This is a genomic window from Pseudomonas sp. L5B5 (assembly GCF_020520285.1).
Taxonomy (GTDB): Bacteria; Pseudomonadota; Gammaproteobacteria; order Pseudomonadales; family Pseudomonadaceae; genus Aquipseudomonas.
Genome location: NZ_CP084742.1, coordinates 2151153 through 2175762, shown reverse-complemented (window position 1 = coordinate 2175762; position 24610 = coordinate 2151153). Strand labels below are relative to the sequence as shown.

Genomic DNA, 24610 nt, shown 5'->3' with positions numbered 1-24610 from the left:
TGGTGGCTGAACGCCCGTTGCTGGATAACCCCAGAGCCTTGTAGGAGCGAGGCTTGCCCGCGAAGACGGAGTGACATTCAACACCCGATGTCGACCGTCACACCGCTATCGCGAGCAAGCTTTGCTGCTGCAGGGGGAGCGGTTTCAGTACTGGCCCCACCTCTTGTAATCACCGTGACCGAGTTCTGACGATGAACACTGAATTCCGTAAACCGTTACCGGGTACCCGACTGGATTATTACGATGTCCGTGAGGCCGTCGATGCCCTCAAGCCGGGCGCCTACGACAGCCTGCCGTACACCTCGCGGGTGCTGGCGGAAAACCTCGTGCGTCGCTGCGATCCGGCGACCCTCGACGCGTCGCTGAACCAGTTGATCGAGCGTCGTGACGACCTGGACTTCCCCTGGTACCCGGCCCGCGTGGTGTGCCACGACATTCTTGGCCAGACCGCCCTGGTGGACCTGGCCGGCCTGCGCGATGCGATTGCCGACCAGGGCGGCGACCCGGCGCTGGTCAACCCGGTGGTACCGACCCAGTTGATCGTCGACCACTCCCTGGCCGTGGAATGCGGCGGTTTCGACCCGGACGCCTTCGACAAGAACCGCGCCATCGAAGACCGGCGCAACGAGGACCGGTTCCACTTCATCAACTGGACCAAGAAGGCCTTCAAGAACGTCGATGTGATCCCGCCGGGCAACGGCATCATGCACCAGATCAACCTGGAGAAAATGTCCCCGGTGATTCAGGTGCGCGACGGTGTGGCCTTCCCTGATACCTGCGTCGGCACCGACAGCCACACTCCGCACGTGGATGCGCTGGGGGTCATCGCCATTGGTGTTGGTGGCCTGGAAGCCGAGAGCGTGATGCTCGGTCGCGCCTCGTGGATGCGCCTGCCGGAAATCGTCGGCGTCGAACTCACCGGCAAGCTGCAACCGGGCATCACCGCCACCGACATGGTGCTGGCGCTGACCGAGTTCCTGCGCAAGCAGAAGGTGGTGGGTGCCTGGCTGGAGTTCTTCGGCGAAGGTGCGGCGGCGCTGACCCTGGGCGACCGCGCGACCATCTCCAACATGGCCCCGGAATACGGCGCCACGGCGGCGATGTTCTACATCGACCAGCAGACCATCGACTACTTGAGGCTCACCGGCCGTGAAGACGAGCAAGTGCGGCTGGTGGAGAACTACGCCAAGCACACCGGCCTGTGGGCCGACAGCCTGAAGAACGCCCACTACGAGCGCGGCTTGCAGTTCGACCTGTCCTCGGTGGTGCGCAACATGGCCGGCCCGAGCAATCCCCACGCCCGGGTCGCCACCCGCGACCTGGCGGCCAAGGGCATCGCCGGACAGTGGTCCGAAACCCCGGGGCAGATGCCTGACGGCGCGGTGATCATCGCCGCCATCACCAGCTGCACCAACACCAGCAACCCGCGCAACGTGATCGCCGCCGGCCTGCTGGCGCGCAATGCCAACAAGCTGGGCCTGACCCGCAAGCCATGGGTCAAGTCGTCCCTGGCCCCGGGTTCGAAAACCGTGGCCATGTACCTGGAAGAGGCCGGCCTGGGGCATGAGTTGGAGCAACTGGGCTTTGGCGTGGTGGCCTTTGCCTGCACCACGTGCAACGGCATGTCCGGCGCCCTGGACCCGGTGATCCAGAAGGAAATCATCGACCGCGACCTGTACGCCACCGCCGTGCTCTCGGGCAACCGCAACTTCGACGGGCGTATCCACCCTTACGCCAAGCAGGCGTTCCTGGCTTCGCCGCCGCTGGTGGTGGCCTACGCCATTGCCGGGACCATCCGCTTCGATATCGAGAAGGACGTGCTGGGCCTGGACGCCAACGGCTCCGAAATCCGCCTCAAGGACATCTGGCCGAGCGATGAAGAAATCGACGCGGTGGTCAAGGCGGCGGTCAAGCCAGAGCAGTTCCGCAAGGTCTACATCCCGATGTTCGCCATCCACGAAGACACCGGTCCGAAAGTCGAGCCGCTGTACGAGTGGCGCCCGCAGAGCACCTACATCCGTCGCCCTCCCTACTGGGAAGGGGCCCTGGCCGGCGAGCGCAGTCTCACCGGAATGCGCCCGCTGGCGGTGCTGCCGGACAACATCACCACCGATCACCTGTCGCCGTCCAACGCCATCATGGCGGGCAGTGCGGCGGGTGAGTACCTGGCGAAAATGGGCCTGCCGGAAGAGGACTTCAACTCCTACGCGACCCACCGTGGCGACCACCTGACCGCTCAGCGCGCGACCTTCGCCAACCCGAAACTGTTCAACGAAATGGTCCAGGAAGACGGCAAGGTCAAGCAGGGTTCCCTGGCGCGGATCGAGCCGGAAGGCAAAGTGACGCGGATGTGGGAAGCCATCGAAACCTACATGGAGCGCAAGCAGCCACTGATCATCGTCGCCGGTGCCGACTACGGCCAGGGCTCGTCCCGCGACTGGGCGGCCAAGGGCGTACGTCTGGCGGGCGTGGAAGCCATCGTCGCCGAAGGCTTCGAGCGCATCCATCGCACCAACCTGGTGGGCATGGGCGTGCTGCCGCTGGAGTTCCTGGCGGGCACCGACCGCAAGACCCTGGGCCTGGACGGCACCGAAACCTACGACGTGATCGGCGCGCGTACGCCTCGGGCGCAACTGACCCTGGTGATCAACCGCCGCAATGGCGAGCGGCTCGAGGTGCCGGTGACCTGCCGCCTCGACACCGCCGAAGAGGTGTTGATCTATGAGGCGGGCGGCGTGCTGCAACGCTTCGCCCAGGACTTCCTGGAATCGGCTGTAGCCGTTTAAGCGACGCACCGGGGGCGGGCCGCAAGGCACCGCCCCCGGTCTTTATCAGGACCTGAAATTCATGGCATTCGTAGCGCAAATCAAGATTCCCGCCACCTACATGCGGGGCGGCACCAGCAAGGGTGTGTTCTTCAACCTGCAGGACTTGCCCGAGGCGGCCCAGCTGCCGGGTGCAGCCCGTGACGCCTTGCTGCTGCGGGTGATCGGCAGCCCCGATCCCTATGACAAGCAGATCGACGGCATGGGCGGCGCGACCTCCAGCACCAGCAAGACGGTGATCCTGTCCCGGAGCATCAAGGCCGACCACGACGTCGACTACCTGTTTGGCCAGGTGGCCATCGACAAGGCCTTCGTCGACTGGAGCGGCAACTGCGGCAACCTGTCGGCGGCCGTGGGTTCGTTCGCCATCAGCAGCGGCCTGGTGGACCCCGGGCGCATTCCTCGCAACGGCATGGCCGTGGTGCGTATCTGGCAGGCGAACATCGGCAAGACCATCATCGCCCACGTGCCGATCACCGACGGCGCGGTCCAGGAGACCGGTGATTTCGAGCTGGACGGGGTGACTTTTCCGGCGGCCGAAGTGCAGCTGGAGTTCCTCGATCCGGCAGCCGAGGAAGAGGGGGCCGGCGGTTCGATGTTCCCGACCGGCAACCTGGTGGACGACCTGGAAGTGCCGGGTGTCGGCACCCTCAAGGCGACCCTGATCAATGCCGGGATCCCCACCATCTTCGTCAATGCGGCGGACATCGGTTATCGCGGGACCGAGTTGCAGGGCGTCATCAACGGTGACCCCAAGGCCCTCGCGATGTTCGAGACCATCCGCGCCCACGGCGCCCTGCGCATGGGCCTGATCCAGCACCTGGACGAGGCCGCGCAGCGCCAGCACACGCCGAAAGTCGCCTTTGTCGCTGCACCTGCGGATTACCAGGCCTCCAGTGGCAAGGCGGTCAAGGCCGGGGATGTCGACCTGCTGGTGCGTGCCATGTCCATGGGCAAGTTGCACCACGCCATGATGGGCACGGCAGCGGTGGCCATCGGCACGGCGGCGGCGATCCCGGGCACCCTGGTCAATCTCGCGGCCGGTGGTGGCGAGCGCAGCGCGGTGCGCTTCGGCCATCCTTCGGGCACCTTGCGTGTCGGCGCCGAGGCGACCCTGAGCGACGGCGACTGGACCGTGGTCAAGGCCATCATGAGTCGCAGCGCGCGGGTGCTGATGGAAGGCTGGGTGCGAGTGCCCGGCGACAGTTTCTAGGAAGAGAAGCGCTTGCTGTGGCGGTGTGGCTTGCTGTGGCGAGGGAGCTTGCTCCCGCTCGGCCAGCCGGCGTTCCGGCGCGTAGCGGTCGCAAGCCCCGAGCCCGCGATTGATCCGCTGCAACCCATGGGCCGCCTTTTGGGCGGCCACGCCACCCGGCGTGAGCAAGCTCCCTCGCCACAACCGCTAGTGGTAATTGAGTCGCTGAGCAGGCGCAGACCTGCGATGCCGTTATTGACCTGAACCTGCAACCTGAGGAATCGACCTACCTACAACCCTGTCACTGGAGTACATGATCCATGAGCGCCAACGTTGATCTGAACAACCGTCCCGACTATGACCTGGTTTTGCAGGACATCGCCGATTATGTCCTGGAGTACCGCGTCGACTCCCAGGAAGCCCTCGATACAGCGCGCAACTGCCTGATGGACACCCTCGGCTGCGGCCTGCTGGCCTTGCGTTTTCCCGAATGCACCAAGCACCTGGGGCCGATCGTCGAAGGCACCGTGGTGCCCCATGGTGCGCGCGTGCCGGGTACCCGCTTTTGCCTGGACCCGGTGAAGGCCGCCTGGGACATCGGCTGCATCGTGCGCTGGCTCGATTACAACGACACCTGGCTGGCAGCGGAATGGGGGCATCCATCGGACAACCTCGGCGGGATCCTCGCCGTGGCCGATCACCTTTCGCAGAAGCGCGTGGCCGACGGCGAGGTGCCGCTGAGCATGGGCGATGTACTGCAGGCGATGGTCATGGCTCATGAAATCCAGGGTATCTTCGCCCTGGAAAACTCCTTCAACCGCGTCGGGCTCGATCATGTGCTGCTGGTCAAGGTCGCCTCCACTGCGGTGTGCGCTCGGCTGATGGGGGCCAACCGCGAACAGCTGCTGGCCGCGCTGTCCCACGCCTTTGTCGATGGCCAGGCCCTGCGCACGTATCGCCATGCACCCAACGCCGGCTCGCGCAAATCCTGGGCCGCGGGGGATGCGTCCAGTCGTGGGGTGCGCCTGGCGGACATGGCCCTGCGGGGCGAGATGGGCATCCCTGGGGTGCTCAGTGCGCCGCAGTGGGGGTTCTACGATGTGCTGTTCAGCCACACCAACAAGGACCTGGCGCTCAAGCCCGAGGGCCAGCGGCGCTTCAGCCTGCCGCAGGCCTACGCCAGCTATGTGATGGAGAACATCCTGTTCAAGATCAGCTTCCCGGCCGAGTTCCATGCGCAAACCGCCTGCGAGGCCGCGGTGGCCCTGCATCCCCAGGTGCGCGATCGGTTGCAGCAGATCGAGCGGATCGTCATCACCACCCATGAGTCGGCGATCCGCATCATTTCCAAGGTCGGCCCGCTGGCCAACGCCGCCGACCGCGATCATTGCCTGCAATACATGACGGCCGTGCCCCTGGCATTCGGTGCCCTGGTGGCCGAGCACTACGAGGATGACTTCCACGCGGCCCATCCGATCATCGACCAGTTGCGCGACAAGATGGAGGTCGTCGAGGACCCGCGCTACACCCGCGAGTACCTGGAGGCCGACAAGCGCTCGATCGCCAACGCGGTGCAGGTGTTCTTCACCGATGGCAGCTGCACCGAGCAGGTGGCGGTCGAGTATCCCATTGGTCACCGTCGCCGGCGGGCCGAGGGCATCCCCCTGCTGGAAGCCAAGTTCAAGGCCAACCTGGCCACGCGTTTCACGGCCCAGCGCTCGGCGCAGATCTTCGACTTGTGCAAGGACTCGGCACGGCTGTCGGCCACGCCGGTGCATCGGTTTGTCGAGTTGTGGGTGATCTGAGTCGAGGCCGTCGGCTGTCTCGGGCATGAGCGGCGGCGGTATTGATCGATCGCGACTGTGGTGGGAAGTCGTTCAACTGGATGAACCGGTCCAGTTGACGACTTGCACCCAGGCGTCGCCAGGCAGGGTGTGCGTGATGGCGCATGCCGGGCCGATGATCACGTTGTCGTCTATTTTCACGTAGCCGGTCAGCTTGGCGCCTGCGCCTACTTCAACGTTGTTGCCCAGTTGTGGGCGGCACTGGTCAGGGGGGAGGCACAGGTCGTCGCTCATCTGCGGCGTGCCGAGAGTGACGGCGCAGCTGATGTAGCAATCGTTGCCGATCCCGCAGGTCGGGCCTATGGCGATGCCGTAGCCATGGTCGAGCACGAAGCGACGTCCTATGCGAGCGGCAGGGTGAATGTAGGCGCCGCTGATCAGCCTGCCCTGGAGGCTGAGCCGCTCCGCGACCAGCCGGTAGTCGTGGCCTTCACAGGGTGGCAAGTGCCAGATCCGATGCGCCAGTCGGTAGAGCATGACCGCCTTGAAGGACGTTCGATTCTGCATGATCAAGTCCAGGCGGCCCTGTGCGGCTGGATCGCGCTTGGCGAACGCGGCAAGGTCTTCGGCTATCTCCTGGAGGGCAGCGTCGATCAGCCCGGGCAAGTGGGCTTCGAGGGTCAGCAGATCGGCAACGATCAGTGCGTTGGTGATTTGGGTGAACAGTTCTTCGTGCAGTCCTTGCATGTCGATCCAGCCTCGATAGACGAGTTTTGAAGGGGGTGCAGCCCAGCGTCTCAACCCCGGTTGGAGGCAGGCGGCAGTTTGGTGATCGCGAAACCGCAGAGCAGGAGGGTCGAGTAGATGAGCAGGTCCCTGGAAAGCACCTGGCCTTCGTACCAGGCCCCGATGATCACGGCGAAGACAGGGAAGATGATGAAGACAAAGGACAGGATCACTGGGCTCAGGCGCTTGAGCAGCATGAAGTACAGGATGAAGCCGCCGACCGAGGCCACCAGGCCCAGGTAGAGCAGGGCGCCCCATGAGCGGGGTGTGATCTGGCTGAATGTCGGGGATTCGAGGCCGATACCGGCAAGCAGTAGCAGCATGCCGGCAATTCCGATGGGCAGGGTGTTGTAGGTGATGACGCTGATGGCACTGCCGTGTTGCTTGGTGATGACATAACACAAGGCGTGCATGACCGCTGCGCAGAGAATGGCGGCGACACCCAGCAGCTCGGCGTGATCCATGTGCAGGCCCTGGCTGCGAATGATCATGTAGAGGCTGGCGAAGCCAATACCGATCCCGATGAGGTGCGAGGGGTAGATTCTTTCCCGCAGCAACAGCGCGGAAAAAATCAGGATGAACACCGGCATGCAGCTGAACAGCAGGGCCGTCAGGCCGGAGGACACGTGCATCTCCGCGTAATTGAGCAGGTAGTAGGGCACGCTGAAGTAGGTCAGGGTCACGAAGACGAAGAACCAGCGACTTTGCCGTGGAAACAGGAGCGGCTCGCGGCGTAGCAGAGCAAAACCGATGAACAACGGAAAGGCGATCAGGAAGCGCAGGCCCGCCGACGTCAAGGGCGGCACGCTTTCGACGGCGATCTTGATGCCCAGCCAGGTGGTGCCCCAGCTCAGGCAGACGATCAGGAACATGGCGCTGGTGATCAGGCCTGGCAGCCACTGCTTGTGGCTCTTTTTCGCGGGGTCGAGAAGCGCGGATGCGGTCATGGTGACATTTCTTCCCAGTGACGGAATTGACCTCTATATTGAAAGGCTTCATCCGGTAATTGACTTGAAAATGCACCCTATTGAGAACAATGATGGCTGTCAAAATATATATTGACATGGTGTCAATGATGCGTGAGGGCTTGCTCAGCGGTCAGGGCGTCAAGTACAAGCGCCTCGCGCAGGCCATGGAAAAAGGCATTCTTGGCGGCCAGATCGAACCAGGGAGTAAATTGCCACCGCACCGGTTACTGGCCGACAAACTGGGGGTGACCGTAGGTACTGTCAGTCGCGCTTATGCCGAGCTGGAGCGATTGGGGCTGGTCGTGGCGCGAGTGGGCGATGGCACTTTCGTGCGTGAGCGAGGCTTGGAGCGCAAGCGTGACGAAGGTTTTCGCAACTTCAGCGAGGAGCCGCGGCAGTTTTTCGACATGAGCCGCAACCTGCATATCCCGGGGCAGGAAACCGCCTTTCTGGCCCAGAGTCTCGAAGCCTTGGCCAGGCGGCCCGGGGCACTGCAGGACATTTCCCGGTACACGCCGGACGCGGGATTGCCCCGGCACCGGGAAACAGGGGCAAGCTGGCTCAAGCAGGGCGACTTCGTTCCGCATCCTGACCAGGTGCTCTGCGTCAATGGTGCCCAGCACGGCCTGTTGTGTGCCCTGATGGCGCTGGTGCGGGCGGGCGACACGGTGGTGACCGAGCACTTGACCTATCCAGGGCTCATCACGGTTGCCCGCATGCTCGGGATCAGGCTGATAGGGCTGGAAATGGATGAGGAGGGGTTATTGCCGTCGGCGCTCGAGGAGGTCTGCCGGACTCATCGGGTATCAGCCCTGTACTGCACCCCGACCATCCAGAACCCCACGACGGCGGTGCTTTCGCCAGCTAGACGCGAAGCCATTGCCCAGGTCTGCCGGCAGTACAACCTGCTGATTCTTGAAGATGATGCCCATGCCGTGCTGGTGCAGAGCCATTGCCCGCGGCCACTGAGTTGCTACGCCCCGGAGCGTACGGTGCTGATCGCCAGTTTGAGCAAGGTGCTGGCCTCGGGGATGCGGGTAGGTTACCTGCATGCGCCTCTGGCGCTGGTCAGTCGCCTGTCGGCTGCCTTGCGTGCGACCTGCTGGATGGCTACGCCGCTGGCACTGGAGCTGGTGAGCGACTGGATCGAGAGTGGCACTGCCGACTATCTGCGACAGCAGCAGATCAACGAGATCAGTCGGCGCAAGGCGCTGGTGGAGCCGCTGCTGCAGGGCTTGCAGTACCGCAGTCATGAAGGCAGCCCGCATTTCTGGATCGAAGTGCCGGAGCCCTGGCGGGCTTCGGAGATCGAGGCCGAACTACAGCGCCAGCACTATCTGGTGGCCACCGCTGAAGCCTTTGCCGTGGGGCAGGCCGCAGTGCCGCAGTTCGTCCGGGCCACCGTCTGCAATACCGCCACCGATGATCGGCGGTTGTGCGAAGGCTTTGAAGTACTGGCAGCGGCCCTGGGCCAGGGGCGTGGCTTGTTGCGCTTGTAGGACGGCGGCGAGGGTTTTGGGTTCCCTCGCCAGGCGTGGTGGGGCAAGCCGGCTTACTTGAAGCGGCGTTCGACACCTTTCTCCACGAGGATCTTGGCCGAGATTTCCTCGACAGAGAAGTGAGTGGAGTTCAGGTGGGGAATGTTCTCGCGACGCAGGAGATTCTCCACTTCCCGCACTTCGAATTCGCACTGGGCGAAGCTGGAATAGCGGCTGTTGGGCTTGCGCTCATTGCGGATCGCGGTCAGGCGGTCGGGGTCGATGGTCAGGCCGAACAGCTTGTGCTTGTGGGCCCGCAGCGCGTTGGGCAGTTGCAGGCGTTCCATGTCCTCTTCGGTGAGCGGATAGTTGGCCGCGCGGATGCCGAACTGCATGGCCATGTACAGGCAGGTGGGGGTCTTGCCGCAACGCGACACGCCCACCAGGATCAGGTCGGCCTTGTCGTAGTAGTGGGTGCGGGCGCCATCATCGTTGTCCAGGGCGAAGTTCACCGCCTCGATTCGCTCCATGTAGTTGGAGTTGTGGCCAATGGAGTGGGACTTGCCGACGGAGTAGGAGGAGTGCTCACTCAGCTCCTGTTCCAGGGGCGCGAGGAAGGTGGAGAAGATGTCGATCATGAAACCATTGGATGTCGCGAGGATCTCACGGATGTCCTGATTGACGATGGTGTCGAAAATGATCGGTCGATGGCCGTCTTTTTCGGCGGCTATATTGATTTGCTGTACCATGGCCCGCGCTTTTTCCATGCTGTCGATGTACGGCCGCGTGAATTTGCTGAACATAATGTTCTCGAACTGCGCCAGAAGGCTCTGGCCGAGGGTTTCCGCTGTGATACCGGTACCGTCGGAGATGAAGAAGGCAGATCGTTTCATTTGCGGCTTGGGCCTTAAGCTAGTGACGATTCTTGGATATGATAGGCACGATTTGTCGGCCGGGAATGGCCAGCATTCTCACTTATTTTCCAAGTCCAGACCATATAGCGGGCAAATGCTCCCTGAAGCAGCCCGTTTCTGAGCTTTTCCAACACAGTTAGTGGAGAGATCACCTTGGTAGAGTACGTAGTTTCCCTCGATAAGCTCGGCAAACACGATGTTGAGCATGTGGGGGGCAAGAACGCATCCCTGGGCGAGATGATCAGTAACCTCGCGGGTGCCGGCGTCTCGGTCCCGGGTGGCTTCGCCACGACCGCTCAGGCGTATCGGGATTTCCTCGAGTTGAGCGGTCTGAACGATCAGATCCATGCAGCGCTCGACGCTCTGGATGTCGATGATGTGAATGCCCTGGCCAAGACCGGCGCGCAGATCCGCCAATGGATCATGGACGCCGAGTTTCCTGAGCGCCTCAATACCGAAATCCGTACTGCTTTTGCCGCGCTATCGGCCGGCAATCCGGACGTGGCCGTTGCTGTACGCTCCTCGGCTACCGCCGAAGACCTGCCGGATGCCTCCTTCGCCGGCCAGCAGGAAACCTTCCTCAACATCCGTGGCGTGGACAACGTGATCCGTGCGGCCAAGGAAGTGTTCGCCTCGCTGTTCAACGACCGCGCCATCTCCTACCGAGTGCACCAGGGCTTCGACCACAAGCTGGTGGCCCTGTCTGCCGGTGTGCAGCGCATGGTCCGCTCGGAAACCGGCACTGCCGGGGTGATGTTCACCCTCGACACCGAATCGGGCTTCCGGGACGTGGTGTTCATCACCGGTGCCTACGGCCTGGGTGAAACCGTGGTCCAGGGCGCCGTCAACCCCGACGAGTTCTACGTCCACAAGAACACCCTGGCCGCCGGCCGCCCTGCGATCCTGCGTCGCAACCTGGGCAGCAAGGCGATCAAGATGATCTATGGCGACGAAGCCAAGGCCGGTCGCTCGGTGAAGACCGTTGACGTGGACAAGGCCGATCGCGCGCGTTTCTGCCTGAGCGACGCCGAAGTCAGCGAGCTGGCCAAGCAGGCGATGATCATCGAGAAGCACTACCAGTGCCCGATGGACATCGAATGGGCCAAGGACGGTGACGACGGCAAGCTGTACATCGTGCAGGCCCGTCCGGAGACCGTGAAGAGCCGCACCCAGGCCAACGTCATGGAGCGCTACCTGCTCAAGGAAAAAGGCACCGTCCTGGTGGAAGGCCGCGCCATCGGCCAGCGCATCGGCGCCGGTAAGGTGCGGATCATCAAGGACGTGTCGGAGATGGACAAGGTCCAGGCCGGCGACGTGCTGGTTTCCGACATGACCGACCCGGATTGGGAACCGGTGATGAAGCGCGCCAGCGCCATCGTCACCAACCGTGGCGGCCGTACCTGCCACGCCGCGATCATCGCGCGTGAGCTGGGTATCCCGGCAGTGGTGGGTTGCGGCAACGCCACCGAACTGCTGAAGGACGGCCAGGGCGTGACAGTGTCCTGCGCCGAAGGCGATACCGGCTTCATCTTCGAGGGCGAGCTGGGCTTCGACGTCAAGCAGAACTCCGTGGACGCCATGCCGGACCTGCCGTTCAAGATCATGATGAACGTCGGCAACCCGGACCGCGCCTTCGACTTCGCCCAGCTGCCGAACGCCGGTGTGGGCCTGGCCCGCCTGGAGTTCATCATCAACCGCATGATCGGCGTGCACCCCAAGGCGCTGCTGAACTACGCGGGGCTGCCACAGGACATCAAGGACAGCGTCGACAAGCGTATCGCGGGTTACCACGATCCGGTGGACTTCTACGTCGACAAGCTGGTCGAGGGCATCAGCACCCTGGCCGCGGCGTTCACGCCGAAGAAAGTCATCGTGCGCCTGTCGGACTTCAAGTCCAACGAATACGCCAACCTGATCGGCGGCAAGCTCTACGAGCCTGAAGAAGAAAACCCGATGCTGGGCTTCCGCGGGGCTTCGCGCTACATCAGCGAATCCTTCCGCGACTGCTTCGAGCTCGAATGCCGTGCGCTCAAGCGCGTGCGCAACGAGATGGGCCTGACCAACGTCGAGATCATGGTGCCGTTCGTGCGGACCCTTGGCGAAGCCAGCCAAGTGGTTGAGCTGCTGGCTGAAAACGGCCTCAAGCGGGGTGAGAACGGCCTGCGCGTGATCATGATGTGCGAACTGCCGTCCAACGCGATCCTGGCCGAGGAGTTCCTCGAGTACTTCGATGGTTTCTCCATCGGTTCCAACGACCTGACCCAGCTGACCCTGGGCCTGGATCGTGACTCCGGCATCATCGCCCACCTGTTCGACGAGCGGAATCCGGCGGTCAAGAAGCTGCTGGCCAATGCCATCGCCGCCTGCAACAAGGCCGGCAAGTACATCGGCATCTGCGGCCAGGGACCTTCGGATCACCCGGATCTGGCCAAGTGGCTGATGGAACAGGGTATCGAAAGTGTTTCGCTGAACCCGGACTCGGTACTCGAGACCTGGTTCTTCCTGGCCGAGGGCCAGGGCGCTGCATAATCGATGAGTGCAGGCCCGGCCGGTCGCGAGACTGGCCAGGCCTTGTAGATTCAAGCAGGGCGCGCCTCTTCCGGATGCCGCCCTTTTTTGTGCAAGAAGAATATGCAAAGCAGCAGCAACCTATTTCCCGTCGCCTTGATCAGTGCCGAGCGTCGAGGCGATCTGAGCGAAGACGTCTATCGCTTGAAACCTGGCAACAGCCCCGACTCGTCGGTGGAGCTGGCGGTGACTCGACTGGGGCTGGCCGATGCGCCTGAAGCCCAGGGCGTGCCCGTGGTCCTGTTGCATGGCAGCTTTTCCAATCGACGTTTCTGGTACTCGCCCAAGGGCATCGGCTTGGGGGCTTACCTGGCGCGGGCCGGTTTTGATGTATGGATCCCGGAAATGCGCGGCCATGGCCTTTCGCGGCGCAACACGGGCTACCGTGGCAACCGAGTGGCCGACTACGCCCGCTACGACCTGCCGGCCATTGCTGCCTTCGTTCGTGAGCAGAGTGGGCAGGTTCCCCACTGGATTGGCCATTCCCTGGGCGGCACGACCCTGGCGGCAGCGTTGGGCGGCCAGTACCTGGGTCAGGCCGGCGTGGCCTCGGTGGCATTTTTTGGCAGCCAGGTCAGCCGTATCTACTGGCCCTTGAAGGTTCCCCTGGTGGAGTGGGGAGGGCGCCTGGTCATCAAGCGGTTTGCCCAGCTGTCCGGTTCCCGGCTCAAGCGGGGTCCTGAAGACGAACCCATCGGCCTGGCCCTGGAAAGCATGCGCTGGCACGGTCTGTTCGGCCGTTTTGGCGATGCCGACAAGGACTGGTGGGCTGGCCTTGCCGAGGTGACTGTGCCGGCATTGGCGGTCAGCGCGGCTGGAGATCACCAGGACCCGACCTGGGCTTGTCGCAAGCTGTTCGAACAGCTGGGAAGTGAGCAGAAACAATTTATCTGCCTAGGACGCGAGCAGGGTTTCAGTGGCAATTTCGGTCATGTCGAGATGCTGGTGAGCAAGGCGGCGCAGGTCGAGGTCTGGCCACTGGTGCGTCGTTGGCTTGAGGATCAGCAAGCGCCGTTACTGGCTTGCGCTACTGAACAGTTGGCGACCGTTTGATGCGCGGGCTCTGACAAGGGCATTTCGCTCAATAACGCTTGCGGCTAAGATATGACGCGCTGCGCTGTTCTGGTCATATTCAGTTGCTGAGTCGATTTTCCGTTCTGCTGGCAGACCTGCGAAAATCCCGGCCAGGCCGATGGGCTGCTCAAGGGCGGCGGGCTAAACATCTGCCGGCTGGGCTCGTTTTTTCATTGCTGGCCCCGGAATGACCGACACCTTCGATCGTGTTCTTTCTGTTACAGGAGCTTCTCGATGAACCATTACCTCACTCCCGACTTGTGCGATGCCTACCCGGACCTGGTTCAGGTGGTCGAGCCCATGTTCAGCAATTTTGGCGGTCGCGATTCCTTCGGGGGTGAAATCGTTACCATCAAGTGCTTCGAAGACAATTCTCTGGTCAAGGAACAGGTTGAACTCAACGGGAACGGCAAGGTGCTGGTAGTGGATGGCGGTGGCTCCCTGCGACGCGCGCTGCTGGGAGACATGCTGGCCGAAAAGGCGGCGAAGAATGGTTGGGAAGGCCTGGTGATCTACGGTTGCATCCGTGACGTGGACGTCATTGCGCAGACCGATCTTGGGGTCCAGGCCCTGGCCAGCCACCCGATGAAGACCGACAAGCGCGGCATTGGCGACCTCAACGTGGCCGTGGCCTTTGCCGGGGTAACCTTCCGTCCGGGCGAGTATGTCTATGCCGACAACAACGGCGTGATCGTTTCGCCCAGCCCACTGAAAATGCCTGAATGATCCAGCGGCCAGACAAGGGGTGAGGATGTTCGAGGAAGAAAACGCGCAGTGGGGGCTGGTGCATGCCCTGGTGCTGGATGGTAAAGGCGGTGCGCGTTCGATTGCTCGGACTGAGCTCGATGATCTGCAACTGCAGCCCCATGAGAGCCTGTGGTTGCATTGGGATCGCAGTCATCCGCAGACCCAGACCTGGCTGCGCCGTTCCAGCGGCCTGAGCGAGTTCAGTTGCGACCTGCTGCTGGAAGAAAACACCCGGCCGCGCCTGCTGGCGCTGCCCGACTCCGAATTGTTGCTGTTCTTGCGTGGCATCAATCTCAATCCGGGGGCCGAGCCTGAAGACATGGTCTCGGTGCGCATCTTCGCCAGTGCGCAGCGGGTGATCTCCCTGCGCTTGCGCCCTCTGCGGGCCACCGATGAGCTGTTACTCGAGCTGGCGGAAGGCAAGGGCCCGAAGAGTGCCGCCGAGTTGCTGCTTTACATGGCCGAATACCTGACCCACAAGGTGCAGAACCTGGTCAGCGACCTCTCGGAAGTGGTCGATGGCGAAGAAGAAAAACTGGATGCCGACGAACGGTATACCCCGGAACATGGCAGCATTCTGCAGATCCGTCGACGGGCTGCTGGACTCAAGCGCTTCCTGGCGCCTCAACGGGATATCTTCGCCCAATTGAGCCGGATAAAACTGCCCTGGTTCGCCGCCGATGATGGTGACTACTGGAACGAATTGCACAACAGCCTGACCCGCTACCTGGAGGAGCTGGAGTTGGCCCGGGAGCGCGTGGGGCTTGCGCTTGAGGCCGAAGACCGGCGCTTGAGCCTGCGCATGAATCGCACCATGTATCGCTTCGGCGTGATCACCGGGATCTTCCTGCCGATGAGCTTTCTCACCGGGCTGCTGGGGATCAATGTCGGTGGCATTCCATTCTCCGCCAGCCCCTATGGCTTCATCGTCGCCTGCCTGTTGCTGGCGGCGGTGGCGCTGGGTCAATGGTGGTTGTTCCGACGTTTGCGCTGGGTATGACGAGGCCTCATGTGACCCGAATAACTCTGATCGCGTCTTTTTCAAACATCACCAGAGGTGCGTATGCACGATCCGTTTGAAGAGTCGCTGCGTGACATGCTCAAGGCCTCGCCATCCAGCCGCGATGACGATGCCTGCCTGGGTCGCGTATTAAAAACCGCCAACCGCCAGGTGGGCGCGGGTGACCTGTTCAGCCTGCTGGGCCGTTGGCTTCCGGCCCTGATGATCGCCCTGAATAACGGATCGGCCCACATCGCGCCGGTTTCCCGTCTTAAAACTACTGCTCGCACTGCTGATAAGGCTGATTGAATATGGAACTTGATCTCTGGACGCAGAGCCTCGTCACAGCGATGACCGCCTTGTGGACCAAGGTGGCGAACTTCATTCCGAACCTGTTCGGTGCACTGGTGGTGCTGTTGCTGGGTTTCGTGGTGGCCAAGCTGCTCGATACCCTGCTTTCCAAATTGCTCGCCAAGCTGGGTCTGGACCGCCTGATGGGTGGGACCGGCTTGACCAAGTTGTTGTCCCGTGCGGGCCTTCAAGTCCCTATATCGACCCTGATCGGCAAGATCGTCTACTGGTTCGTCCTGCTGATTTTTCTGGTTTCTGCTGCTGAATCCCTTGGCCTTGAGCGAGTTTCGGCTACGCTCGACATGCTTGCGTTGTATTTGCCGAAGGTTTTCGGCGCTGCGCTGGTGTTGCTGGTGGGGGTTCTGCTGGCGCAACTGGCCAACGGGCTGGTGCGGGGCGCGGCGGAAGGTGTGGGGCTGGATTATGCCAGCGGCGTGGGGCGGATCGCCCAGGGACTGGTGATCATCATCAGCATTTCCGTAGCGATCAGCCAGTTGGAGGTCAAAACCGACCTGCTCAACCACGTGATCGTGATCGTTTTGATTACCGTTGGTCTGGCAGTTGCGCTGGCGATGGGATTGGGAAGCCGGGAAATTGCCGGTCAGATTCTTGCGGGAATCTATGTGCGTGAGTTGTATCAGGTTGGTCAACAGGTGCGTGTTGGCGAGGTCGAAGGCCAGATTGAAGAGATTGGCACGGTTAAAACTACATTGCTGACCGATGAGGGTGAGCTAGTCTCTCTCTCCAATCGGATCCTGCTGGAGCAGCATGTAAGTAGCCGCTAACCCCGGCACCCTGCTAATGTATGCCGCCGCAAAATGCCCGTCACAGGGCTGCGGCGGACACTGACCTGACTGTCGGCACGACTCGTTTTGAATAAAACCCAACCGCTATCCACGCGCTATGACCCCCGTGAGCTCTCTGATGAGGAGTTGGTTGCGCGTTCACATACGGAGCTGTTTCACGTAACACGCGCCTATGAAGAGTTGATGCGACGCTATCAACGGACTCTATTTAATGTTTGTGCACGTTATCTGGGGAACGATCGGGATGCCGATGATGTCTGTCAGGAAGTGATGTTGAAGGTGTTGTATGGCCTTAAGAACTTTGAGGGCAAATCGAAGTTCAAGACGTGGCTATACAGCATCACGTACAACGAATGCATCACGCAGTATCGCAAGGAGCGACGCAAGCGGCGGTTGATGGACGCGTTGAGTCTTGATCCCCTCGAGGAGGCGTCTGAAGAGAAGGCGCCGAAACCTGAGGAGAAGGGCGGACTTGACCGCTGGTTGGTGCATGTGAACCCGATCGATCGGGAAATTCTGGTGCTACGGTTTGTCGCAGAACTGGAATTTCAAGAGATTGCAGACATCATGCATATGGGTTTGAGTGCTACAAAAATGCGTTACAAACGTGCTCTTGATAAATTGCGTGAGAAATTTGCAGGCATTGCTGAAACTTAGTTCGGCGCAAATATCTCTTACGTCTAGGTGAGTTCTGATAGACTTACCGCCGAGTTGTCCCCCGGTATGTGGGACTGCTTTACAATCACCAGATGGGGATTTAACGGATGAAACTGAAAAACACCTTGGGCATTGCCATTGGTTCTATTGTTGCCGTGACTTCGTTCGGCGTTCTGGCGCAAGGCCAAGGCGCGGTCGAGGGTGAACTGTTTTACAAAAAACAGTACAACGACAGCGTTAAGCACATCGAAGATGGCTTCAACCCGGGCGCTCGGATTGGTTACTTCTTGACCGACGATCTTTCGTTGGATCTGAGCTACGACAAGACCAACCACACCCGTTCCAACGATGGCACTGGCAACCAGAAGATCAAGGGTGATACCACCAGCCTGCTGGCTACCTATCACTTCGGTCAGGCTGGCGTAGACTCCCTGCGTCCATACGTTTCCGGTGGTTTCGGTCACCAGAGCCGTAGCAGCGTAGAAGCTGACGGTCACAGCGGTCGTGACAAGACTACCCAGGCCATCATCGGTACTGGTGTTAAGTACTACTTCACCGACAACCTGTTCGCCCGTGCTGGCGTTGAAGCCGACTACGGCATGGACAACGGCAAGTGGGACTACTCTGCCCTGGTCGGCCTGGGTGTGAACTTCGGCGGCAACGCTGGCAAGGTCGCTCCAGCTCCAGTAGCTCCAGCTCCGGCTCCAGAGCCAGCTCCAGAAGCTCCAGTTGCTGAAGTGGTACGTGTTGAGCTGGACGTGAAGTTCGACTTCGACAAGTCGGTCGTGAAGCCAAACAGCTACGCTGACATCAAAAACCTGGCTGATTTCATGAATCAGTACCCACAGACCACCACCGTTGTTGAAGGTCACACTGACTCCGTCGGTCCTGACGCTTACAACCAGAAGCTGTCTGAGCGTCGTGCAAACGCCGTTAAACAAGTTCTGGTCAACCAGTACGGCGTTGGCGCTAACCGCGTTCAATCCGTTGGTTACGGTGAGTCCCGCCCAGTTGCCGACAACGCAACTGAAGCTGGCCGTGCTGTGAACCGTCGCGTAGAAGCCTCGGTAGAAGCTCAAGCTAAGTAATTAGCCCTGTAGCTTGGAAAAACCCGGCCTAGGCCGGGTTTTTCTTTGCCTGGATTTTGTCCCTGCTTCAGGCCTGGAGCAGGCAGGGTTCGTTGGCGCCAACGGCCTTCGCTACTGCACCTATCACCAGGATTGCAGGGCTCTTGAGGCCGAAATCCAGAGCATCCCGCTGCATGTTTCCCAGCACGCTGCGACATTCACGCTGATGCGGCAGCGAGGCGTTCTCGATCATCGCCACGGGTGTCTCGTCGGGCATTCCGGCAATGCGTAGCTGTTCGCCAATCTCCGCCAGTTTCGCCACTCCCATGTAGATCACCAGGGTCGTTCCGCCCTTGGCCAGTGCTTGCCAGTCCAGAGGGCTGTCATCCTGGGTGTGGGCGGTGAGCAATGTCACGCCACGGGCCACGCCACGCAAGGTCAGGGAGATATCGCAGCTGGTGGCTCCGGCCAGGCCGGCGGTGATGCCGTTGACCAGTTCCACCTCGATACCCTGATTCCTGAGCCACTGTGCCTCCTCGCCGCCACGCCCGAAAATGCACGGGTCGCCGCCCTTCAGACGAACCACGCAACGGCCTTGGCGGGCGTAACGCAACATCAGGCGATGGATGAATGCCTGGGGTGTGGAGCGACAACCACCCCGCTTGCCGACGGCGATGACCTGCGCCCCGGGGCAGTGCTGCAGCACGGCGCTGTTGACCAGGTCATCGATCAGCACCACATCGGCTTCACCCAGGGCGCGTACCGCCTTGAGCGTCAGCAACTCCGGATCGCCAGGGCCCGCGCCGACCAGCCAGACTTTTGCACTCATGTGATTTCCTCTTGCACGGAGATGGCCACAGGTTGCGCCGCGGCTGCCAGAAGACCCTTGATCTCCGGCACGCAGGAGCCACATTGGCTGCCACAACCCAGTTGTTGTTTCAGTTGTCCGAGGTCCAGGCCTGCGGCGATGCCGGTGCGCACGGCGCGATAGCTGACGTTTTTGCAATTGCACAGAGTGCGGTCCGCAGGTTCGCCCAGGCCGCAGGCCGCCGGCGGTGTACTCAGGGGCGCCAATAGCCAGCGCCGCAGTTGTTCGTCGGCACGTCCTTCGAGCCACAGCTGCTGCAACCAGTGCTGGGCCAGGGTTTCCCCGGCCAGGCGGATTGCCGTGATCCGGCCTTGCTCGATGCGCACCCGCTTGCCGATGGCCCGGCGTGGGTCGTCATAGGCCAGCACCGAGCCGCTATCGAGCTCCAGCTGTCGGTCGATGGCCAAGAGCAACTGGGCAGGTGGCGCCTCCGGGTGTGCTGCGCGAATCACCAGGGCGGGGCGTTCGCGGCCGGTCAGGCTGACGCTGACATAGGCCAGGGGCTCGCAGAGAGGTCGCAGGGCCTGGAACCTGGCTTGTACATCACCCTCGACCAGGGCGAACAGCTGCCATGGCAAATGCACGGGCTCCAGGCGTACGCCGCTGTGTTTGAGTTCCGGTTGCTTGGACAGCGGATCGAACGCCGGCTGAGTGACGACATTGACTCCGCCCTTGAGGAAGCGGTCGCCCCAGTGCATCGGCAGGAAGGCCTGGCCAGGGCGCACGCTGTCGTCGCTGCCAACGGCGACTATCACGCTGCCGCGCCGGCTCTTGAGGTTCACCAGGTCGCCAGCGTGCAGGCGCTGGCGGCGCAGATCCTCCGGGTGCAGGCTCAGCAGCGCCTCGCCCACGTGGCCGAACAGCTGCGCTGCGGTGCCAGTTCGGCTCATGCCATGCCATTGATCCCGCAGGCGACCGGTGATCAGGGTCAGTGGATAGCGCGCATCGCGCTGCTCCCGGGCGGCGACGTAAGGATCGCTGATGAAACGTGCCCGTCCCGTGACAGTGGGGAACAGGCCGTCGCCATACAAGCGCGGGGTGCCTTGGCAGGCTCCCGCGGGAAAGGGCCATTGCTGTGGGCCAAGCCGATCCAGAAGGCCGTAGCTCAGGCCGGACAGGTCCAGGTCACGGTCACAGGTCAGGCCCTTGTACTCATCGAACAGTTGGCTGGCGCTGTCGAAGGCGAACAGGCTGGGCTGGCCGGGACGCAGGCGGCGTTCCAGGCGCTGGGCGAAATCCACGGTAATCGCCCAGTCCGCCCGGGCCTCCGCAGGAGGCTGCACCGCTTGGCGCACATGGGATATCCGGCGTTCGGAGTTGGTCACCGAGCCTTCTTTCTCGCCCCAGCTGGCGGCTGGCAGCAGCAGGTCGGCGAAGGCTGCGGTTTCCGTGGTGGCGAACGCTTCCTGCAAGACCACGAAAGGGCACTCGAGCAAGGCCGCGCGCACGCGATTCTGGTCGGGTAGCGATTGGGCCGGGTTGGTGCAGGCGATCCACAGGGCCTTGATGCGCCCACCGTGCAGATGCTCGAACAATTCGATGGCGCTCAGCCCCGGTGTTTCCGGCAATTGTTCCACCCCCCAGTAGGCCGCCACTTCGGCGCGGTGCTCGGGGTTGCCGGCTTCCCGGTGGCCGGGCAGCAGGTTGCTCAGGCTGCCGGTTTCCCGCCCGCCCATGGCGTTGGGCTGACCCGTGAGAGAGAAGGGGCCTGCGCCGGGCCGGCCAATCTGCCCGGTGGCCAGGTGCAAGTTGATCAGGGCGCTGTTCTTCGCGCTGCCGGCGCTGGACTGGTTCAGGCCCATGCACCACAGCGACAGGAAGCTCGGCGCGGTGCCGATCCATTGTGCGCATTGATGCAGGTGTTCGAGGCTGATGCCGCACAACTGCGCCACCATGGCCGGAGTGTAGTCGCGGACCAGGGCCTTGAGTTCAGCCAGCCCCTCGGTGTGGGCCTGGATGAAATCCCGGTCGATCCAGTCTTCCCACAACAGCAGGTGCAAGATCCCGTGGAACAGGGCGACATCGGTGCCGGGAAGGATCGCCAGGTGCAGGTCGGCGAGGTCGCAGGTGTCGGTGCGGCGCGGGTCGATGACGATGACTTTCATCGTCGGGCGCAGGCTTTTTGCCTGCTCCAGGCGACGAAACAGCACTGGGTGGGCGTAGGCCATGTTGCTGCCGACGATCAACACGCAGTCGCTCTGTTCCAGGTCCTCGTAGTTGCACGGTGGCGCATCGGCCCCCAGGCTGCGCTTGTAGCCTACCACTGCCGAAGACATGCACAGCCGCGAGTTGCTGTCGATGTTGTGGGTGCCCACCAGGGCCCGGGCCAGTTTGTTGAATGCGTAGTAGTCCTCGGTCAGCAATTGCCCGGAGAGATAGAACGCCACGCTGTCCGGGCCATGTTCGGCAATCGTTCGGGCAAAGACGTCGGCAGCATGGTCCAGGGCGCTGTCCCAATCGCAGCGGCTGCGGGCCAGGGCCTTGCCCAGGCGCAACTGCGGGTAATGCGCACGAGCTGCTGGGTCACCGGTCAGGTGCAGGCTGGCGCCCTTGCTGCACAGGCGTCCGAAGTTGGCCGGGTGCGCCGGGTCGCCGCTGACCCCGAGAATCTGCCGGCCGTCATGCTCGATCAGCACGCCGCAGCCGACCCCGCAATAGCAACAGGTCGAGGCGGTGCTCTGGCGCTCCATCACCCGGCATCCCGCAGGGCCAGTTGCACCCGCCCACTTGCCACCCGGGCGAGGTGCTGGTGGGCGCAGCCGATGTCAGGTGCCTGGGCCTCGCCCGATTGCAGGTCGATCTGCCAATTGTGCAGCGGGCAGGCCACCCGCTTGCCATAGATCAGGCCCTGGGACAGCGGGCCCCCTTTGTGTGGACAGCGATCGTCGAGGGCGAAGACCTGGTCGTCGCTGGTGCGAAAGATCGCGATATCGCCACGAGGTCCCTTGATGATGCGCGAGCCCAGGGTATTGATGTCTTCCAGGGCGCAGATATCCAGCCAGTTCATGCCGGCACCTCCAGTTGCTTGACGGGGATGGTCTCGTACTCTTTTTTCAACTGTGGTTCGGCCAGGCGTTGCTGCCAGGGGTCTTGCTCGAAGGACAGGGAAAACTGCAGGCGTTCGTTCAGTGCCTGGCGCCGCTGAGGGTCCTCCAGCACGGCCCGCTTAACGTGTTCCATGCCGACCCGTTGCAGGTAGTGCACGGTGCGCTCCAGGTAGAAGGCTTCTTCGCGGTACAGCTGGAGGAAGGCACCGTTGTATTCGCGAACCTCGTCGGCGGTCTTGAGCTTGACGAAGAACTCGGCCACCTCGGTCTTGATCCCTCCATTGCCGCCGATGTACATCTCCCAGCCGGAGTCGACACCGATGATGCCCACGTCCTTGATCCCGGCCTCCGAGCAGTTGCGTGGGCAGCCAGAGACCGCCAGCTTGACCTTGTGCGGGGCCCACATGTTGAACAGGTCGTGCTCCAGGTCGATGCCCAGCCGGGTGGAATCCTGGGTGCCGAAGCGGCAGAACTCGCTGCCGACACAGGTCTTCACCGTGCGGATGGATTTGCCATAGGCATGGCCGGACGGCATGTCCAGGTCCTTCCAGACTCCCGGCAGGTCCTCCTTGCGAATGCCCAGCAGGTCGATGCGCTGGCCGCCGGTGACCTTGACCATGGGCACCTGGTACTTGTCCGCCACGTCGGCGATGCGCCGCAGTTCGGACGGGTTGGTCACGCCGCCCCACATCCTTGGCACCACCGAATAGGTGCCGTCCTTCTGGATGTTGGCGTGGGCCCGCTCGTTGATCAGGCGCGACTGCGGATCGTCCCGGGCCTCGCCCGGCCAGGTGGAGATCAGGTAGTAGTTCAGCGCCGGACGGCAGGTCGCGCAGCCGTCCGCGGTGCGCCAGTCCATGAAGCGCATGGCACTGCCAAGGGTGATCAGGTGGTGCTCGCGGATCGCCTGGCGCACCTGACCGTGGTTGAGGTCGCTGCAGCCGCAGATGGCTTTCTCGCTCTTGGGCTTGACGTCGGCCGCGCCACCCACGGTGCTGATCAGGATCTGTTCCACCAGGCCGGCGCAGGAGCCGCAGGAACTGGCGGCCTTGGTGTGCTTCTTGACCTCGTCGACGCTGAACAGGCCGTTCTCCTGGATGGCCTTGACGATGGTGCCCTTGCACACGCCGTTGCAGCCGCAGACTTCGGCGGTATCGGGCATGTTCGCCGCGCTGTTCTGGCCCTGGTGCCCGACGTCGCCAATGCTGTTCTCGCCGAACATCAGGTGGTCGCGGATCTGGGCCACGTTGTGGTTCTCGCGGATCTGCCGGAAGTACCAGCCACCGTCAGCGGTGTCGCCGTACAGGCACGCCCCCACCAGCACGTCGTCCTTGATCACCAGCTTCTTGTACACGCCGCCGATGGGGTCGGCGAGGGTGATGGTCTCGGTGCCTTCGCCGCCCATGAACTCGCCAGCCGAGAACAGGTCGATTCCGGTGACCTTGAGCTTGGTGGACGTGACCGAGCCCTGGTAGCGGGCAAAACCCAGCTGGGCCAAGTGATTGGCACAGACCTTGGCTTGTTCGAACAGTGGCGCCACCAGGCCGTAGGCGATGCCGCGATGGCTGGCGCATTCGCCGATGGCGTAGATGCGCGGGTCGTAGGTCTGCAGAGTGTCGTTGACCAGGATTCCGCGATTGCAGGGCAGGCCAGCCCGTTCTGCCAGTTCGGTATTGGGCCGGATGCCGGCCGCCATCACCACCAGGTCGGCGGGAACGATGTCCCCGTTCTTGAACTGCACCGAGCCGACCCGGCCATTGCCGGCATCGAGCAGGGCCCGGGTCTGTTCGCACAGGCGAAACTTCAGGCCGCGGCTCTCCAGGGCGCCTTGCAGCAATTGGCCGCTGGTCTGGTCCAGCTGTCGCTCCAGCAGCCACTCACCCAGGTGCACCACGGTCACGTCCATGCCTCGCAGCTTGAGGCCGTTGGCGGCCTCCAGGCCCAGCAAGCCGCCACCGATCACCACGGCGTGGCGGTGGGTCCTGGCGGTGTCGATCATCACTTGGGTATCGGCGATGTCCCGGTAACCGATCACGCCCTGCAGGCCGTTGCCGGGGATCGGCAAGATAAACGGCGTGGAGCCGGTGGCGATCAGCAGGCGGTCGTACTCGGCCTCGGTGCCGTCGTCGGCGATCACCCGGCGCCGGATGCGATCGATCTGCACGACCTTGCGGTTGAGCAGCAGTTTGATGCCGTGTTCCTGGTACCAGCCAAGGTCGTTGAGGATGATGTCCTCGAACTGCTGCTCGCCGGCCAGCACCGGCGACAGCAGGATGCGGTTGTAGTTGGCATGGGGTTCGGCGCCGAAGACGGTGATGTCGTACAGCTCCTCGCTCAGCTTGAGCAGTTCTTCCAGGGTCCGGACTCCGGCCATGCCGTTGCCGATCATCACCAGCTTGAGTTTTTTCATGGACTTCTCCGGGAGCGCAGGCAGGACTTGGGGCCTGGCTCGACAAAATGCGCGCAAACAAAAAAGGC

At 62.5% G+C, this 24610-nt stretch carries 19 protein-coding genes; 12 read left to right on the top strand and 7 right to left on the bottom strand.

Annotated elements, in window-relative coordinates:
• Positions 1-191: 191 nt before the first annotated feature.
• From acnD to prpD, 3 genes are all read left to right on the top strand, one after another.
• Complete coding sequence (gene acnD, locus LGQ10_RS09715; protein ID WP_226525425.1) at positions 192-2786, top strand: Fe/S-dependent 2-methylisocitrate dehydratase AcnD; 2595 nt, start codon at positions 192-194, stop codon at positions 2784-2786.
• A gap of 61 nt (positions 2787-2847) precedes the next feature.
• A complete protein-coding gene (gene prpF / locus LGQ10_RS09710; RefSeq protein WP_226525424.1) occupies positions 2848-4038 on the top strand; it encodes a 2-methylaconitate cis-trans isomerase PrpF in 1191 nt (396 codons plus the stop codon).
• Positions 4039-4337: 299 nt separating this feature from the next.
• Positions 4338-5822, top strand: a complete 1485-nt coding sequence (gene prpD, locus LGQ10_RS09705; RefSeq protein WP_226525423.1) for a 2-methylcitrate dehydratase — start codon at positions 4338-4340, stop codon at positions 5820-5822.
• A 72-nt stretch (positions 5823-5894) separates the two neighbouring features.
• Here prpD and LGQ10_RS09700 read toward each other — a convergent pair whose 3' ends face one another.
• Positions 5895-6548 (bottom strand): serine O-acetyltransferase, encoded by a 654-nt coding sequence (locus tag LGQ10_RS09700; RefSeq protein ID WP_058433305.1) that lies wholly within the window; start codon positions 6546-6548, stop codon positions 5895-5897.
• Positions 6549-6598: 50 nt separating this feature from the next.
• On the bottom strand, positions 6599-7534 hold the full coding sequence (locus tag LGQ10_RS09695; RefSeq protein WP_226525422.1) for a DMT family transporter: 936 nt from the start codon (positions 7532-7534) through the stop codon (positions 6599-6601).
• A 92-nt stretch (positions 7535-7626) separates the two neighbouring features.
• Here LGQ10_RS09695 and LGQ10_RS09690 point away from each other — a divergent pair, with 92 nt between their 5' ends.
• Positions 7627-9054, top strand: coding sequence for a PLP-dependent aminotransferase family protein (locus tag LGQ10_RS09690; RefSeq protein ID WP_058433303.1), 1428 nt, complete (start codon positions 7627-7629; stop codon positions 9052-9054).
• 53 nt (positions 9055-9107) lie between these two features.
• Here the strand turns inward: LGQ10_RS09690 and LGQ10_RS09685 are convergent, their stop codons facing one another.
• Positions 9108-9926, bottom strand: a complete 819-nt coding sequence (locus LGQ10_RS09685) for a pyruvate, water dikinase regulatory protein (RefSeq protein WP_058433302.1) — start codon at positions 9924-9926, stop codon at positions 9108-9110.
• A gap of 174 nt (positions 9927-10100) precedes the next feature.
• Here LGQ10_RS09685 and ppsA point away from each other — a divergent pair, with 174 nt between their 5' ends.
• The 8 genes from ppsA to LGQ10_RS09645 all read left to right on the top strand — a co-directional run bounded on the left by ppsA (position 10101) and on the right by LGQ10_RS09645 (position 18238).
• Complete coding sequence (gene ppsA / locus LGQ10_RS09680) at positions 10101-12476, top strand: phosphoenolpyruvate synthase (RefSeq protein WP_226525421.1); 2376 nt, start codon at positions 10101-10103, stop codon at positions 12474-12476.
• Positions 12477-12578: 102 nt separating this feature from the next.
• Positions 12579-13568: an alpha/beta fold hydrolase gene (locus LGQ10_RS09675; protein ID WP_226525420.1), complete on the top strand. Its 990-nt coding sequence runs from the start codon at positions 12579-12581 to the stop codon at positions 13566-13568.
• Positions 13569-13823: 255 nt separating this feature from the next.
• Positions 13824-14315 (top strand): ribonuclease E activity regulator RraA, encoded by a 492-nt coding sequence (gene rraA, locus LGQ10_RS09670; RefSeq protein ID WP_226525419.1) that lies wholly within the window; start codon positions 13824-13826, stop codon positions 14313-14315.
• A 25-nt stretch (positions 14316-14340) separates the two neighbouring features.
• Positions 14341-15336, top strand: a complete 996-nt coding sequence (locus tag LGQ10_RS09665) for a zinc transporter ZntB (protein WP_058433298.1) — start codon at positions 14341-14343, stop codon at positions 15334-15336.
• A 57-nt stretch (positions 15337-15393) separates the two neighbouring features.
• Positions 15394-15645: a CrfX protein gene (locus tag LGQ10_RS09660; protein ID WP_413247595.1), complete on the top strand. Its 252-nt coding sequence runs from the start codon at positions 15394-15396 to the stop codon at positions 15643-15645.
• A gap of 2 nt (positions 15646-15647) precedes the next feature.
• A complete protein-coding gene (locus tag LGQ10_RS09655; RefSeq protein ID WP_058433296.1) occupies positions 15648-16472 on the top strand; it encodes a mechanosensitive ion channel family protein in 825 nt (274 codons plus the stop codon).
• 87 nt (positions 16473-16559) lie between these two features.
• Positions 16560-17150 carry an RNA polymerase sigma factor SigX gene (gene sigX, locus LGQ10_RS09650; RefSeq protein WP_068577272.1) on the top strand — a complete coding sequence of 197 codons (591 nt, stop codon included), beginning with the start codon at positions 16560-16562 and terminating at the stop codon, positions 17148-17150.
• 107 nt (positions 17151-17257) lie between these two features.
• Positions 17258-18238 (top strand): OmpA family protein, encoded by a 981-nt coding sequence (locus LGQ10_RS09645; protein WP_226525418.1) that lies wholly within the window; start codon positions 17258-17260, stop codon positions 18236-18238.
• 67 nt (positions 18239-18305) lie between these two features.
• Here the strand turns inward: LGQ10_RS09645 and cobA are convergent, their stop codons facing one another.
• The 4 genes from cobA to nirB are packed head-to-tail and all read right to left on the bottom strand — an operon-like array spanning position 18306 to position 24542.
• Entirely contained in the window at positions 18306-19046 is a 741-nt protein-coding gene (gene cobA / locus LGQ10_RS09640) for a uroporphyrinogen-III C-methyltransferase (RefSeq protein WP_058438504.1), read from the bottom strand.
• Entirely contained in the window at positions 19043-21775 is a 2733-nt protein-coding gene (locus LGQ10_RS09635) for a nitrate reductase (RefSeq protein WP_226525417.1), read from the bottom strand. The genes cobA and LGQ10_RS09635 overlap by 4 nt, the downstream gene beginning before the upstream one ends.
• Positions 21775-22092, bottom strand: coding sequence for a nitrite reductase small subunit NirD (gene nirD, locus LGQ10_RS09630; protein ID WP_226525416.1), 318 nt, complete (start codon positions 22090-22092; stop codon positions 21775-21777). The genes LGQ10_RS09635 and nirD overlap by 1 nt, the downstream gene beginning before the upstream one ends.
• Positions 22089-24542 (bottom strand): nitrite reductase large subunit NirB, encoded by a 2454-nt coding sequence (nirB, locus tag LGQ10_RS09625; protein WP_226525415.1) that lies wholly within the window; start codon positions 24540-24542, stop codon positions 22089-22091. Before nirB ends, nirD begins: the two co-directional genes overlap by 4 nt.
• Between the last annotated feature and the right edge of the window lie 68 nt (positions 24543-24610).

What these genes read in the sequence shown, in the direction of transcription:
- acnD (WP_226525425.1), top strand. Translation starts at nt 192, where the DNA reads ATGAACACTGAATTCCGTAAACCGTTACCGGGTACCCGACTGGATTAT.
- prpF (WP_226525424.1), top strand. Translation starts at nt 2,848, where the DNA reads ATGGCATTCGTAGCGCAAATCAAGATTCCCGCCACCTACATGCGGGGC.
- prpD (WP_226525423.1), top strand. Translation starts at nt 4,338, where the DNA reads ATGAGCGCCAACGTTGATCTGAACAACCGTCCCGACTATGACCTGGTT.
- LGQ10_RS09700 (WP_058433305.1), bottom strand. Translation starts at nt 6,548, where the DNA reads ATGCAAGGACTGCACGAAGAACTGTTCACCCAAATCACCAACGCACTG.
- LGQ10_RS09695 (WP_226525422.1), bottom strand. Translation starts at nt 7,534, where the DNA reads ATGACCGCATCCGCGCTTCTCGACCCCGCGAAAAAGAGCCACAAGCAG.
- LGQ10_RS09690 (WP_058433303.1), top strand. Translation starts at nt 7,627, where the DNA reads ATGGCTGTCAAAATATATATTGACATGGTGTCAATGATGCGTGAGGGC.
- LGQ10_RS09685 (WP_058433302.1), bottom strand. Translation starts at nt 9,926, where the DNA reads ATGAAACGATCTGCCTTCTTCATCTCCGACGGTACCGGTATCACAGCG.
- LGQ10_RS09675 (WP_226525420.1), top strand. Translation starts at nt 12,579, where the DNA reads ATGCAAAGCAGCAGCAACCTATTTCCCGTCGCCTTGATCAGTGCCGAG.
- rraA (WP_226525419.1), top strand. Translation starts at nt 13,824, where the DNA reads ATGAACCATTACCTCACTCCCGACTTGTGCGATGCCTACCCGGACCTG.
- LGQ10_RS09665 (WP_058433298.1), top strand. Translation starts at nt 14,341, where the DNA reads ATGTTCGAGGAAGAAAACGCGCAGTGGGGGCTGGTGCATGCCCTGGTG.
- LGQ10_RS09655 (WP_058433296.1), top strand. Translation starts at nt 15,648, where the DNA reads ATGGAACTTGATCTCTGGACGCAGAGCCTCGTCACAGCGATGACCGCC.
- LGQ10_RS09645 (WP_226525418.1), top strand. Translation starts at nt 17,258, where the DNA reads ATGAAACTGAAAAACACCTTGGGCATTGCCATTGGTTCTATTGTTGCC.
- cobA (WP_058438504.1), bottom strand. Translation starts at nt 19,046, where the DNA reads ATGAGTGCAAAAGTCTGGCTGGTCGGCGCGGGCCCTGGCGATCCGGAG.
- LGQ10_RS09635 (WP_226525417.1), bottom strand. Translation starts at nt 21,775, where the DNA reads ATGGAGCGCCAGAGCACCGCCTCGACCTGTTGCTATTGCGGGGTCGGC.
- nirD (WP_226525416.1), bottom strand. Translation starts at nt 22,092, where the DNA reads ATGAACTGGCTGGATATCTGCGCCCTGGAAGACATCAATACCCTGGGC.
- nirB (WP_226525415.1), bottom strand. Translation starts at nt 24,542, where the DNA reads ATGAAAAAACTCAAGCTGGTGATGATCGGCAACGGCATGGCCGGAGTC.